The organism is Bradyrhizobium sp. S3.12.5 (assembly GCF_040548225.1).
Taxonomy (GTDB): Bacteria; Pseudomonadota; Alphaproteobacteria; order Rhizobiales; family Xanthobacteraceae; genus Bradyrhizobium; species Bradyrhizobium cytisi.
This window is the reverse complement of record NZ_JBEPRF010000005.1, coordinates 336,390-349,967: the sequence shown is the minus strand read 5'-3', so window position 1 is coordinate 349,967 and position 13,578 is coordinate 336,390. Positions and strand designations below refer to the sequence as shown.

Sequence of the window (13,578 nt, the reverse complement as noted above, 5' to 3'; positions counted from 1 at the left end):
CCATTAAACAAAAGGCCGTCGCACAGGGCAACAGCGAACAGGCAGAAATGGGCAACCAAAGCGATGTTAGTGGCGCCGCCGATACAGTTCGTGCCAGGCGGAAAGCCGCTCGGCATAGGATTCGACCAGCGCGCGACCGGGTTCGAAGGTTTCGACGCGTTGCGGGGGCGTGCAGACGGCGGCGACTGCCTCGCCCGTGACAGCAAGCCGCCCCAATCTCGCCGCACCGAACGCCGCTCCGGTTTCACCGTCGGCAAAGCGATGGATCGGAACATTGAGAACATTGGCCAGCACCGACAGCCAGAACCGCGACCGCGAGCCGCCGCCGATGACGTCAGCTTCCGTAACCGCAATGCCGGCATCGCCAAGCACGTCCCGGCAATCCGCCAGCGCAAAGGCGACGCCCTCGAGCACGGCCTGCACGATCGCCGCGCGGTCGGTGCCGTGGCTCAAGCCATCGAGCATGCCACGCACGACGGGGTCGTCATGCGGTGTCCGCTCGCCGGCGAGATAAGGCAGGAAGCTCACGGGAGACGGCGCCTGCGGGCGCGCCCCCAGCGGCGCCAGCAGCTCGGTTTCAGTGACGCCGAACAGCCGCGCGGCCCAGGCCAGACACGAGGCCGCCGAGAGGATCGCGCCGGCCTGAATCCACATTCCGGGGATCGCATGGCAGAACGTGTGAACCACGCGGTCCGGATTGGCGGCAACGTGGCTGGTCGGCGCCAGCAAGGCGCCTGAGGTTCCCAGCGAGATGAACGCGGTTCCGGGCCTGATCGCGCCGATGCCGACGGCACCCGCCGGATTGTCGCCAGCACCGCCCGCGATCATCGGGCACCTCGCCATGCCCCAGCGCTGCGCCAGTTCGCTGCGCAATGTGGCTGCGGGCGCGCAGCCCTCGACCAGGCGCGGCATGTGCGCGCGCGACAGGCCGGTCGCAGCCAGCGCCGCATCGGACCAGTCCCGGCGTGCCGCGTCGAGCCATAGCGATCCCGACGCGTCCGAGACGTCCTCGATCGCCTCGCCTGATAGCACCAGCCGCAGATAGGCCTTCGGCATCAGGACGCGTGTCGTCGCCGCAAAAATCTCGGGCTCGTGCGCGGCGATCCAGAGCAGTTTTGGCGCGGTGAATCCGGGCATTGCCTTATTGCCGGTGACCGCACGCAGGGCGGGCCAGCGCTGCTCCAGGATGCGGCACTCCGCAGCAGAGCGTCCGTCGTTCCAGAGAATGCAAGGCCGCAATGGCTTTTCGTTCGCATCAAGCAGCGTGGCACCGTGCATCTGGCCGGACAGCCCGATGCCTTCGACCGCTGCCAGCTCTTTCCCATGCGATGCCTTCAAGGCGTCCAGCGTGGCAAAGGTCACCGCGAGCCACTGAGCGGGATCCTGCTCGAAATAGCCTGATAGCGGCGAGGTGATCGTCAAAGCGCGGCTCTCGCTCGCAATCACGCGCTGGGCGCCGTCAACGAGAACGGTCTTGACCGCCGAGGTGCCGAGATCGATGCCGAGATACATGACGGACGTGGCTCCCGAGATTTGGCGTCGGTGCGGACGCGACGCCAAACATGACGTGCATATTTAGAAGAACTTTGCTCCCGCAGCCAAGTGCGCCGCGGCTTTGCGCGCAGATGTTACATGAATGCAGCAGTTGACGGTTGCCAGCCCTGGTTGATTGAACCACATTCCTCGAAAGTGGGCGTCCTCTGTTGCGCTTGCGCTGCACAGACGTAGTTCCTTTTCCGCGCCGGAGCAGCCATGCAGCGATCCAGGGCAGTCTTTATCACCGGTCTCGTCTACGCCTTGATCGGCCTGGTCCTCGCAGGCGGCGGCCTTTGGCTCGCCGCATTGGGTGGGTCGATCTTCTACATCGTCCTCGGTGTCGGCATTCTCGCCACTGGTGCGTTATTGCTGGCGCAGCGCCGTTCGGCGCTGTGGCTGTTTGCGATCGTGCTGGTCGGCACACTGGCATGGGCCGTCTCCGAGGTGCAATTCGACTGGTGGCCGCTTGCATCGCGCGGCGACATCGTTTTCCCCATGGCGCTCTGGCTGCTCACGCCGGTGATCGTTCGCGGGCTGCTCCGAGACGAGCCGGTGTCTTACCGCAACGCGACGCTGCCGCTGTGGATTGGCGTTGTCGCGGCGTCAGCCGTACTTATCATTGCCCTTCTGTCCAGCTATCACGACATCAACGGCACGATCGCCGAATCCGGCTCTGCCGTGCAGCAGAGCGAAGCCGATCCTCAGCCTGATGCCGATTGGCGCGCGTATGGACGCACGCAATTCGGACAGCGCTATTCGCCGCTGAAGCAGATCACGCCCGACAATGTCGGCAAGCTTCAGGTCGCCTGGACCTTCCGCACCGGCGACATGCCGACGCCGAACGATTCCGGTGAGACGACCTTCGAGGTCACACCGATCAAGGTGCGCGACACACTCTATCTCTGCTCCCAGCACCAGGTGCTGTTTGCGCTCGACGCCAGGACCGGCAAGGAACGTTGGCGATACGATCCCAAGCTGGTGTTCAACAAGACGTTCCAGCACATGACCTGCCGCGGGGTCTCCTACCACGAAACTGCCGCGGGTGCCGTCGACAGCAGCGGCAGCCCCGCGCCCGCCGAATGCCCCCGGCGGATCTTCCTGCCCGTCAATGACGGCCGCATGATCGCGCTCGATGCCGACACCGGCAAGCTCTGTGAGAGCTTTGGCGATCACGGCAGCCTCGACCTCCAGCAAGGCATGGGGATCAAGACGGCAGGCTTCTTCGAGCCGACGTCACCGCCGGTTGTCAGCGACAAGATCCTGGTCGTCGCTGCCGCGGTGATCGACAATTACGCGGTCGAGGTGCCTTCGGGCGTGATCCGCGGCTTCGACGTCTACACCGGCAAGCTGGTTTGGGCCTGGGACTCCGGCGCGGCAGACGAGAACGAGCTGCCGTCGCCGACGCGTCACTACACCAACGGTTCGCCGAACTCGTGGATCACAGCCTCGTTCGATCCGAAATTGAACCTGGTCTACATCCCCACCGGCAATAACGGGCCCGACATCTGGGGCGGCAATCGCAATGCGCTGGTCGAGCGCTATTCCAGCTCGATCGTTGCACTCGACGTCAACACCGGCAAGCGCGCCTGGTCGTACCAGACGGTGCATCACGACCTCTGGGACATGGACGTGCCCTCTCAACCGAGCCTGATCGATGTGACCACAGCCAAGGGCGTCGTTCCCGCGATCATCCAGCCAACCAAGGTGGGCAACATCTTTGTGCTCGATCGCAGGACCGGCGAGCTGATCGTTCCGGCGCCGGAACGTCCGGTCCCGCAGGGCGCCGCCCCCGGCGACCGCACCGCGCCGACGCAGCCGTTCTCCGCGCTGACATTTCGCCCCGAGGCAAAACTCACCGGCGCGGACATGTGGGGCGGCACGATCTTCGACCAACTGTTGTGCCGGATCATGTTCCATCGATTGCGATACGATGGCACGTTCACGCCGCCGTCGTTGCAGGGCACGCTCGTCTTCCCGGGCAATCTCGGCATGTTCGAATGGGGCGGCATCGCGGTCGATCCTGTCAGGCAGATCGCCATCGCCAACCCGATGTCGTTGCCTTTTGCCTCAAGGCTCATTCCGCGCGGCCCGCAGAATCCTCCAGCGCCGACGGCCGAGAAGCCGGTCGGCAGCGAGGCCGGGGTGCAGCCGATGTATGGCACGCCATTCGGCGTCGATATCCAGAGCTTTCTCTCGCCGCTCTCCGTGCCGTGCTACCGGCCGCCATGGGGCTCGATGGCCGCGATCGATCTCAAGACGATGAGGATCGTCTGGCAGCATCCCAACGGTACGATCCGGGACACCACGCCGCTGCCGCTGCCTTTCAGGATGGGCGTACCGATGCTGGGCGGGCCGATCACGACAGCCGGCGGCGTCGCGTTCTACACCGGGACCTACGAGTACACGATCCGGGCTTACGACGTGCGCGACGGCAAGGTGCTCTGGCAAGACCGCTTGCCGGCCGGCGCACAATCGACGCCGATGAGCTACGAGGTCGACGGCAAGCAATATGTCGTCACCGCAGCCGGCGGCCACGGCTCGTTCGGCACCAAGCGCGGCGATTACGTCATCGCCTACGCATTGAAGGATTGAACGCGGGAGCGTCGCCATGATGGCATCACGTCAACAGCCGCGTCACCCGGTCGGGAGAACCGACACGTCGAGGTCGAACCACACGGCCGCATGCTCGGGCCCAGCAGCTCCGGATAGCCGCATGATCGGGGATCGGCCGACGATCTCTATTCAGACATAACTCAAAACATTGATTTCGAGGGCAGGACGAAGCGCTCGATTCGCTATTCCAGGTAGGGCGCGAGCACATTTTCGATCCATTTCATGAATGCGCGGACTCGGCGCGACAGATTGCGCCGATGTGCTACGACGAGGGACACGTCGAGCGCCCGGCGACGAAAATCGGGTATAATCTCCACAAGCGCGCCACCCTCCAAGTATCGGCCAATCCCCAAGAATGGCGCCTGAATCAGGCCAAGGCCGGCGAGGGCAGCGGCTTCGTAGGTCTGCGCGCTGTTGACGTGCAGCGCACCAGGCAACTGAAGCGTCGCGTAGCTGTCGCCGTCCGGATATTCCCATCCATAGGGCCTTGCGCCCAACATCGTCGAAAAATGAATTGTCCGATGACCCTGACGCCGGAGATCTTCCAGCGATCGAGGGACGCCATAGTGCGCCAGATAGGCAGGACTGGCGGCGTTGACCATGCGCAACTTGCCCAGCGGGCGGGCGATCAGCGTCTCATCCCCGATGGGACCAAGTCGCAATACGCAGTCGAACCCCTCTTGAACCAGATCGACTTGGCGATCCGTACTCGACACCTCCAGCTCCAACTCGGGATGAGTCGCCATGAAATCCGGCAAGGCCGGCACGATCGTCGTACGCGCCACCTCGGTCGGAAGATCGACCCGTAAACGCCCGCGAAGTGCCACGCGATCGCTTGCGAACATTGAATGTAGGTCATCGACTTCAGCAAGGAGATCGCGGGCACGGGCATGAAATGCGCGTCCGTCCTCCGTCAACTGCACGCTACGCGTCGTCCGGTGCAAAAGCCTGACACCGACATCTTCTTCCAGCTTCCGGACCGCCGTTGACGCCCTTCCCTTCTGAATGCCGAGGCTATCGGCTGCGCGGGTGAAGCTCCCCATTTCCGCTACCGTTATGAAAATGAGGATGGGTTCGAGATTCTGCATTTTCGTGCCTCGGTATTGTTCACCGCAGAGAGAACAGTGAGTTCATTTCCGCGGCATTTATCATACCCTAGAGACACAGTAGGCAGTAGGCCTCGAAGATTGGTGGCCCCCTCGGAGAACCACAAAATGTCTGAAACCATGAACCTTCGTCAGGCGCCTGATGCCATGAACTTGCATCGCGCCCAGTGGGTCGGCCGGATAATGAGCGCGTTTGTCGTTATCGCTCTGGTTGCAGACGGGACTATTCAGCTGTTCGCGCCGGCACAGATCGCGAGCATGTTGCACGAAACCGGGTTCGCGATCGACCTGACCCACGTCGTCGCTCCGATCATACTCGCCTGCGCCATCCTTTACGCCATCCCGGCCACCGCCGCCCTCGGCGCGATCCTGGTGACCGGCTTTTTGGGAGGTGCCATCTGTGCCCATGTCCGCATTGGTGAGTTGGGGTCGCCGCCGGAAATCATTTCGCTGCTTCTGGGCGCGATGACATGGGGCGGCCTCTACGCGCGCGATCCCCGTATCCGGGCCGTTCTGCCGCTCATCCGTTGAACCAACCGGGGCAGTGCTCTGTCCCTCAAGATCGGGAGAAAACGCATGTTCTTAGTCATGGGAATCACGGGAAAAGTGGGCGGCGCAACGGCAGAACATCTGTTGGCGCATGGCATGGAAGTACGCGCGCTGGTCCGCAATCGCGAGAAGGCGTCAAGCTGGGCGAACCGGGGCGTGGAGCTGGTTGACGGTGATTGGAATGATTCGGCAGCCATCGAGCAGGCGCTCAAAGGCGTCGAAGGCGCGTTTGTCATGTTGCCGGCTGTTTGGGCCCCCTCGCCCGATTACAAAGAAGCCAAGGGCGTGATTGCGAACTATGTCGAGGCGCTCACCAAGGCAGCGCCGCCGCGAGTGGTAGCGCTTTCGTCGATGGGTGCGAACAGGACCAGCGGGCTTGGGATGGTCACGGCCTTGTCGCTTCTGGAGCAAGGTTTTCGCGACCTGATATCGCCGATCGCATTTGTGCGCGCAGGTGGATTCTTCGAAAATTTCCTTTACGGCTTGCAGGTCGCCCAGGGCGGAACGCTACCGGTCTACTACAATCCGACAAACCGGAAATCGACCATGGTCGCGACGAACGACATCGGCGCGGCGGCAGCAACCCTTTTGACCGGGCCAGCGTGGTCAGGGCAGCGCGTCGTCGAGCTTGGTTCGATGGTCAGCCCGGATGAAGTCGCCGAGCAATTGGGTGAAGTCCTGAAACTCGACGTGAAAGCCTTTGCAGTCCCGCGTGAAGGGTGGGCGGAAGCGTTCGAGCAATTCGGCATCCCGAAGGGCTACACCGGACCTGCCGAAGAAATGTTTGATGCCGTTAATGCAGGATGGATGGACCTCGGAGTCGAGGGTACGGAGCACGTAGCGGGTACGACGTCCGCACGCGACGTCTTCACGGCGGCCCAGAAGGCCGTGACGGCGTGAACGTGGGAATATGCGAGATACGAGAAACAGTCGGTCAAAAGCGAGCAACAGAAACTGTAAAGCAGCCTTTGTCAGAATGAGATCATCAAAAAAGAGCCGTCCCTCGCGCTAAACATAAGCGATTGAAAGCTCTGGAGCGGGTGAAGGGAATCGAACCCTCGTATTCAGCTTGGAAGGCTGCTGCTCTACCATTGAGCTACACCCGCGACACCGGCTCCCTAACACGGCCGGGCGGCGGTCTCAACTGCCCCTACGACGGCTTTCGCCGGCTTTCCGGCCCTTGCGCACAAGCTTGGTTCCGCCCCGGCCCGCGGCCCCTTAACAGCGGCGGCCTGCCGGCCTATATTGAGGTCTCCCGCAATCAACGAAAGGAGGTGATCCAGTGTCTTTTACCAAGCGCTGTCACCTCGCTGGGATCGCCCGCTAAGTTCTCAATAAGGGCTTGGCATCGGGGCGCTCTCAGCCCTGGACCAGCGAGCAAGAAATCGGGCGCGACGGGGTCTCTCCGCCGCGCCTTTTCTTTGGTCAGGCCGGTTCTTTGGTCGGGGCCGTTTTCGCTGGCCTCGCGCGTGCGCTCAGAGCGGTCCCTCGCCCGCGAGCACCTCTCGAATCTTCTGAGACAGGTCAGTCTTCCGATACGGCTTCTGGAGCAGCGCCACGCCGGGATCGAGATGTCCCTCGTGGACGATGGTGTTGTCGGTATAGCCGGAGGTGTAGAGCACCCGCACGCGCGGCCGGCGGAGCCGGACCGCTTCGGCCAATTCCCGCCCGTTCATGCCGCCGGGCATGATGATGTCCGTGAACAGGAGATCGAAGCTCACCCCCTGGTCGACCAGCGCAAGCGCACTTGCGCCATCGCTGGCAGTCAGCGTGCGATAGCCGAGGCTGCCGAGCTGGGCGATGACATAACCCTGCACGAGCGGATCGTCCTCGACCACGAGGATGGTCTCGCGCCCGCGCGCCGGCGCGGGCGCCGCCACCGGCTCGGTCCTCGCCGCGGCCTCGCCCGCCGATCGTGGCAGGAACAGCCGCATCACCGTGCCGCGGCCCTCCTCGCTCTCGATCGCGACGGTGCCGCCGGTCTGCTTGGCGAAGCCGTAGACCATGCTCAGACCAAGTCCGGTGCCGCGGCCGACCCCCTTGGTGGTGAAGAACGGCTCGAACACGCGGTCGCGGATGTCGGCGGGGATGCCGTGACCGGTGTCGGCCACGGCGACCATGACGTAGGAGCCGGCATCGCCGTCGCCATTGCCGGTGCTGTCGAGCTCCCGGTTTGCCGTCTCGAGCGTGAGCCTACCGCCATCCGGCATGGCATCGCGCGCATTGACGGCGAGATTGACGATCGCCGACGAAAGCTGCGACGGATCTGCCATCGCCAGCCACGCATCGTCCGCGAGCCGTGTCACGATCTCGACATGCTCGCCGAGGATCGGCCGCAACAGCTTCGCCGTCTCGAGCACGAGACCATTGACGTCGATCTCGCGCGGCTCCAGCGGCTGGCGCCGCGCAAACGTCAGGAGCTGAGACGTGATCTCGGCACCGCGCGAGGCCGCATCGTCGATGAGCTGGGCGATCGCGGCGAGTTCTGGCTTCTCGGCAAGCCCCTCCTGAATGATCTCGATGGTGCCGGTGATGACGGTGAGAACGTTGTTGAAGTCGTGCGCGACGCCGCCGGTGAGCTGGCCGATCGCATCCATCTTCTGGGACTGGCGAAGCCGCTCCTCGGTCTCGTGCTGCGACGTGAGATCGGTGGCGGAGCCGCGATAGCCCATGAAACGGCCGTCCTCGGCGAACACCGGCTGACCGTTGACACTGAAGTAGTGCAAACGCCCGGCCCGATCGCGGCCGCGATACTCGAACATCCGGAACGGCTCGTGACGATCCAGCGTCGCCATGTGGTCATGCCATTTCTGCGCCTCGGCATCGTGGTCGAAGGCGGCATCCGGACGTCGCTTGCCGATCAGGGCCTCACGATCCATGCCGAAGGCGCCGGCCCGGTCCGATATATAGGTGAACACATGATCCGGCCCGGTTTCCCAGAACCAGTCGGATGCGGTCTCGGCATAGTCGCGAAAGCGCTGCTCGCTCGCGCGCGCATCCTCTTCGGCGCGCCGGCGGATCTTCAGATCACGTTCGAGATTCGCATTGGCCTCGCGCAACTCGCCATAGGCACGACCGAGGTTGGCGCACATGGCGTTGAATGCGTCGATCACCTTGTCCAGCTCGTCGGGATCGTGAGGAGGCCGTCGCTCCAGATGCAACGGCGGCGGCGGCCGCGCCAGGCTGTACTTGCTGACAAACTCGGCGATCGCAACCAGATGCCGCGTCACCAGAATGTGGACCATGTAGATGATGAACAGCGAGACGAGGAACGTCTTTGCCGCCTGGCTTGCCAGGATGACGAGAGCCCGGTTCAGCAATTGCTGATAGACATCACTCAGCGTCGCCTCGACATGGAGCACGCCGATGGCGCGCGCGGTCCCCTGCACAGCATAGGTCAGGGGATAGTCGCGCGTCACGACCGAGCGGCTGCTCGGCTCACCGACGGCGACACGGATGGGATTAGGGCGATCGGCAATCTCACGGACCTCGGCGGCGCGCATGCTGGGCAGCCGCAGGATACCGTCGAGCTGGAGCTTGAGCTGGTTCTGGTCGAGATTCCACAGGCTCTCGCCGAGGCTGCCCGTGGTGCTGCGGCCGACCTCCTCGAGCCGCGTCTCGATCACGCCGACTTCGCGATCATAGTCCAGATAGAGCTGGAGCGCGGTCAGTGTCAGCGTCACGATCGAGGAGAACAGCAGCACGGCAGCAAGCAGGCGGGGCCCGATGCCGCTTCGCGACCAGTTGAAGATCCGCGATAGCAGCGCCGCGAGCATCGGGGACGTGAACGCGATTCCGATGCCGCTCAAATCCTGCTTCGCGGCCGCCGGCGAAACAGCGCGGCTGCGATCGGGATTCTTGTCACCTGCGTTGCCCATGCACCCCGTCCCCGAAAATGGCGACACCTCTCCGGCCTGCCGGTCGCAGCCTCGCGCAATTCAACGGTTTTGATTCTTCCTCAGCACGCGATGCGCGCAGCAATCCTGTCGGCCCTTGGGCGATCTGAGGTCGGTGGGGTCATATCCTTGCGCCCAGCAGCAGGATCCTCGCGCAAGGTACCACTTCGCATGCTAGAATGACATCGGTGAAAATCAGGTGTCGCCGGGCGAACGATGAGTGTTGTGGCCCTGCGCGAGCCCCCATCTCCGGTAGATCACGCGGGCCTCCGAACCCGGTGGTAGCAAGCAACGGTCAAAGAGGCGCCCAATGTGGCGGATAGTTGTCGTCTGCCTGTCGCTGTTCGCAGCCGGCTCGTCCTCCGCGCAGTCAGTGATCCGGCTGGCGCGGATCGCCGACATTCCCGATCAGTATGTCGGCGGCGAGATGCTGCGGGCTGTCTACGCCAAGCTGAACATCAAGCTCGAATTCGAGGACGTCCCCGGCAAGCGGGCGCTGGCCCTGTCGAGCGCCGGCGAGGTCGATGGTGAAATCCAGCGGATCGGAACGCTGTCGCGCGATTACCCGACGCTGCTGAAGGTCACGCCGGCGATCAACTACATCGAACCCGCGGTGTTCGCGACCAAACTCCATTTCGACGTGAATGGCTGGAATTCCATCCGGGACTACAGCATCGGCATCGTCCGCGGCGTCGGCTCGTCGGAAGCCGGCACGCGCGGCATGGACCACGTCACGGCGACCATGAGCCTCGAGAACATGATCAGGATGCTCGATGCCGATCGTTTCGACGTGATGGTCACCGACCTCTTCAGCGGGCTGGTCGCTGTTCGCAAGCTCAATCTACAGGCCAGGATCTACCCGCTCTCGCCGCCGCTCGAGCGCATCCGCATCTACCATTACCTGCACGAACGCCACCGCGACCTGGTGCCGAAAGTTGGACAGGTGATCGAGCAGATGGAGACGAGCGGCGAGCTGGCGGCGCTGCGCGAGGCCCTCGTCAAGCAGGTTCTAAGCGCCCCCTGACAACGCCGGCTCAGAGCGTGCGAAGTCGCTCGCCTAGGGCGACGGAAGCAATCAGCACGCCGGGCGGCAATCGGGTTTCAGAAACGTTTCGTCGCACACGCCGCGACGCGATATCTTGAGGTCGGCCGTTGTCGGTATCGGCGCCGGCCATACGTCCTTCGGGATGCGCGCCCAAAAACAAACGAGGTGAAGATGCTTTACGCGATCCTGGCTTACCATGTGGAAGACGAGATTTTGTCGTGGTCGCCGGCGGAGGACGCCGCGGTCGTCGCCAAAGTCATCGAGGTTCAGGCGCCCTTGAGGGCAAGCGGGCACCTTGGGCCGGCCGCCCGTCTGGATGACACCCAAAAGGCCCGCACCTTGCGCGGCCCCGGCGCGGGCATGGTGCTGGACGGCCCGTTCGCCGAGACCAAGGAGCAGCTTCTGGGCTTCCACCTCGTCGAATACGACACGGATGACGAGGCGATCGCGGCGGCGCGGTTGCTGCGCCAGGTCAATCCCAGTGCGGTCTACGAAATCCGACCGGTCAAGCTTTACGTGCCGGCCGATGGGTTCGGCGCGACAGCGACCAAGGGATGACGGGCAGCGGCGCCATCAGGTCTTGCCGTCCGTCGCCGCATCCATGCGGCGGCGGATCAGACGTCCGCCAAAGGCCAGGAACCAGAAGTAGGACGCATATTGCGGGGCAAACGCCCTCTCCCCTAAATCCTTGGGTGACTTGCGTCCAGCCACATTGCGATTCGCCTGAGGATCGTTGATTCTGCAGACTTCATCGGGGCGATTCGTGACAACCTATCTGGACACGCTCAATGCGGAGCAGCGCCGCGCCGTAGAGCATGGCGTGGCCGATGGCGCGACCGTGGGCGCCCCCCTGCTCGTCATTGCCGGCGCCGGCTCCGGCAAGACCAATACGCTCGCCCACCGCGTCGCGCATCTGATCGTCGCCGGTGCCGATCCGCGCCGCATCCTGCTGATGACGTTTTCCCGCCGCGCGGCCGCCGAGATGTCCGGCCGCGTCGAGCGCATCGCCCGAAAAGTGCTGGGCGAGAACAACGCCGCGATCATGCGCGATGCGCTCACCTGGGCTGGCACTTTCCACGGCATCGGCGCGCGGCTCCTGCGCGAATATGCCGAGCGCATCGGCGTCGATCCCGCCTTCACCATCCACGATCGCGAGGATTCCGCCGACCTGATGAATCTGGTCCGGCACGAACGCGGGTTGTCGAAGACGGAGAGCCGCTTTCCGGCCAAGGGCACGTGCCTGTCCATCTACTCGCGCTGCGTCAATGCCGAGATGGAGATCGAGAAGGTGCTCGGCCAGCATTATCCCTGGTGCGCGGGCTGGGCCGCCGAACTGAAGGGGCTGTTTGCCGCTTACGTGGAGGCCAAGCAGGCCCAGCACGTGCTCGATTACGACGATCTCCTGCTCTACTGGTCGCAGATGATGAGCGACACGCTGATCGCCGACGAGATCGGCGGCCGCTTCGATCACGTGCTGGTCGACGAATATCAGGACACCAACCGCCTGCAATCCTCGATCCTGCTGGCGCTGAAGCCTGATGGACGCGGGCTCACCGTGGTCGGCGACGATGCGCAGTCGATCTATTCGTTCCGCGCCGCGACGGTTCGCAACATCCTGGATTTTCCGCAAAGCTTCTCGCCGCGCGCGGAAATGATCACGCTCGACCGCAATTACCGCTCGACGCAGCCGGTGCTGGCGGCGGCCAACGGCGTCATTGGCCTCGCGCGCGAGCGCTTCACCAAGAATCTCTGGACCGACCGCATCTCCGCGCACAAGCCGCAGCTCGTCACCGTGCATGACGAGGCCGACCAGGCCCGCTACATCGTCGAGCAGGTGCTGGCCAATCGCGAGCAAGGCGCGCTTCTCAAGCACCAGGCGGTACTGTTCCGCACCTCATCGCATTCCGGCCCGCTCGAAATCGAGCTGACCCGCCGCAACGTCCCCTTCGTGAAATTCGGCGGACTGAAATTCCTCGACGCTGCGCATGTCAAGGACGTGCTGGCGCTGCTGCGCTTTGCCGAGAACCCGCGCGATCGCGTCGCCGGTTTTCGCATCCTGCATCTGCTACCGGGCATTGGGCCCGCGACCGCGCAGCGCGTGCTGGACCAGATGGCCGAGAGCATGGACCCGCTGCATGCGCTCGGCCAGGTTCCGGTGCCGCCGCGCACTGGCGCTGACTGGACGGGCTTCGTCCGCACGGTCGAAAACTTGCGCTACTCGGAATGGCCGGCCGATCTCGAGCGCGTGCGTCTCTGGTACGAGCCGCACCTCGACCGCATCCACGAGGATTCCGAGACGCGCCGCGCCGATCTGATGCAGCTCGAGCAGATCGCGAGCGGCTATTCATCGCGCGAAAAATTCCTGACCGAACTCACGCTCGATCCGCCGAACGCGACCAGCGACAAATCCGGGCCTCCTTTGCGCGACGAGGACTATCTGATCCTCTCCACCATCCATTCCGCCAAGGGCCAGGAATGGAAGTCGGTGTTCGTGCTCAACGTCGTCGACGGCTGCATGCCGTCCGACCTCGGCGCCGGCACCAGCGCCGAGCTCGAGGAGGAGCGCCGCCTGCTTTACGTCGCGATGACGCGCGCCAAGGACGATCTGCATCTCCTGGTGCCGCAACGCTTCTTCGTCCACGGCCAGCAAGCCAAGGGCGACCGCCACGTCTACGCCTCACGCACACGCTTCATCCCGGAGCAGCTGGTCTATCTGTTCGAGCGCGCCGCCTGGCCGATGGCCGCCGCGGCGGGCGCGCGCGCCGCATCGCAAGGCCCGAAGATCGACATCGGCGCGCGGATGCGGGGGATGTGGCGGTAGACTTGGCGACAC

General features: G+C 63.9%; 10 protein-coding genes and 1 tRNA gene. 6 read left to right on the top strand and 5 right to left on the bottom strand.

Features of this window, described 5'->3' with window-relative positions; all coding sequences use genetic code 11:
• Positions 1–66: 66 nt before the first annotated feature.
• Positions 67–1,512: a xylulokinase gene (xylB, locus tag ABIC09_RS09665; protein WP_354109111.1), complete on the bottom strand. Its 1,446-nt coding sequence runs from the start codon at positions 1,510–1,512 to the stop codon at positions 67–69.
• Between the two features lie 240 nt (positions 1,513–1,752).
• Between xylB and ABIC09_RS09660 the strand changes: the two genes are divergently transcribed.
• Entirely contained in the window at positions 1,753–4,128 is a 2,376-nt protein-coding gene (locus ABIC09_RS09660; RefSeq protein WP_354109110.1) for a glucose/quinate/shikimate family membrane-bound PQQ-dependent dehydrogenase, read from the top strand.
• Positions 4,129–4,331: 203 nt separating this feature from the next.
• Here the strand turns inward: ABIC09_RS09660 and ABIC09_RS09655 are convergent, their stop codons facing one another.
• A complete protein-coding gene (locus ABIC09_RS09655; protein WP_354109109.1) occupies positions 4,332–5,237 on the bottom strand; it encodes a LysR family transcriptional regulator in 906 nt (301 codons plus the stop codon).
• Between the two features lie 126 nt (positions 5,238–5,363).
• On the opposite strand from ABIC09_RS09655, the gene ABIC09_RS09650 reads away from it, so the two are divergent.
• Both ABIC09_RS09650 and ABIC09_RS09645 read left to right on the top strand, forming a co-directional pair.
• The gene (locus tag ABIC09_RS09650; RefSeq protein ID WP_148750297.1) at positions 5,364–5,786 is read left to right on the top strand and encodes a DoxX family protein; all 423 of its coding nucleotides are present in this window, start codon (positions 5,364–5,366) and stop codon (positions 5,784–5,786) included.
• A gap of 45 nt (positions 5,787–5,831) precedes the next feature.
• Entirely contained in the window at positions 5,832–6,704 is an 873-nt protein-coding gene (locus ABIC09_RS09645; protein ID WP_148750296.1) for an NmrA family NAD(P)-binding protein, read from the top strand.
• Between the two features lie 132 nt (positions 6,705–6,836).
• Here the strand turns inward: ABIC09_RS09645 and ABIC09_RS09640 are convergent.
• Both ABIC09_RS09640 and ABIC09_RS09635 read right to left on the bottom strand, forming a co-directional pair.
• Positions 6,837–6,910 (bottom strand) — tRNA-Gly (locus ABIC09_RS09640).
• 369 nt (positions 6,911–7,279) lie between these two features.
• Positions 7,280–9,682, bottom strand: coding sequence for an ATP-binding protein (locus tag ABIC09_RS09635; RefSeq protein ID WP_354109108.1), 2,403 nt, complete (start codon positions 9,680–9,682; stop codon positions 7,280–7,282).
• Between the two features lie 328 nt (positions 9,683–10,010).
• Here ABIC09_RS09635 and ABIC09_RS09630 point away from each other — a divergent pair, with 328 nt between their 5' ends.
• Both ABIC09_RS09630 and ABIC09_RS09625 read left to right on the top strand, forming a co-directional pair.
• Complete coding sequence (locus ABIC09_RS09630; protein ID WP_354109107.1) at positions 10,011–10,724, top strand: substrate-binding periplasmic protein; 714 nt, start codon at positions 10,011–10,013, stop codon at positions 10,722–10,724.
• Positions 10,725–10,916: 192 nt separating this feature from the next.
• Positions 10,917–11,303 (top strand): YciI family protein, encoded by a 387-nt coding sequence (locus tag ABIC09_RS09625; RefSeq protein WP_354109106.1) that lies wholly within the window; start codon positions 10,917–10,919, stop codon positions 11,301–11,303.
• Between the two features lie 15 nt (positions 11,304–11,318).
• Here ABIC09_RS09625 and ABIC09_RS09620 read toward each other — a convergent pair whose 3' ends face one another.
• Positions 11,319–11,456: a hypothetical protein gene (locus ABIC09_RS09620; protein ID WP_354109105.1), complete on the bottom strand. Its 138-nt coding sequence runs from the start codon at positions 11,454–11,456 to the stop codon at positions 11,319–11,321.
• Positions 11,457–11,508: 52 nt separating this feature from the next.
• Here ABIC09_RS09620 and ABIC09_RS09615 point away from each other — a divergent pair, with 52 nt between their 5' ends.
• A complete protein-coding gene (locus ABIC09_RS09615) occupies positions 11,509–13,566 on the top strand; it encodes an ATP-dependent helicase (protein WP_354109104.1) in 2,058 nt (685 codons plus the stop codon).
• Positions 13,567–13,578 lie beyond the last annotated feature (12 nt).

Excerpts from the sequence above, each read along its gene's own strand:
- xylB (WP_354109111.1), bottom strand. The coding sequence starts at position 1,512 with ATGTATCTCGGCATCGATCTCGGCACCTCGGCGGTCAAGACCGTTCTC.
- ABIC09_RS09660 (WP_354109110.1), top strand. The coding sequence starts at position 1,753 with ATGCAGCGATCCAGGGCAGTCTTTATCACCGGTCTCGTCTACGCCTTG.
- ABIC09_RS09655 (WP_354109109.1), bottom strand. The coding sequence starts at position 5,237 with ATGCAGAATCTCGAACCCATCCTCATTTTCATAACGGTAGCGGAAATG.
- ABIC09_RS09650 (WP_148750297.1), top strand. The coding sequence starts at position 5,364 with ATGTCTGAAACCATGAACCTTCGTCAGGCGCCTGATGCCATGAACTTG.
- ABIC09_RS09645 (WP_148750296.1), top strand. The coding sequence starts at position 5,832 with ATGTTCTTAGTCATGGGAATCACGGGAAAAGTGGGCGGCGCAACGGCA.
- ABIC09_RS09635 (WP_354109108.1), bottom strand. The coding sequence starts at position 9,682 with ATGGGCAACGCAGGTGACAAGAATCCCGATCGCAGCCGCGCTGTTTCG.
- ABIC09_RS09630 (WP_354109107.1), top strand. The coding sequence starts at position 10,011 with ATGTGGCGGATAGTTGTCGTCTGCCTGTCGCTGTTCGCAGCCGGCTCG.
- ABIC09_RS09625 (WP_354109106.1), top strand. The coding sequence starts at position 10,917 with ATGCTTTACGCGATCCTGGCTTACCATGTGGAAGACGAGATTTTGTCG.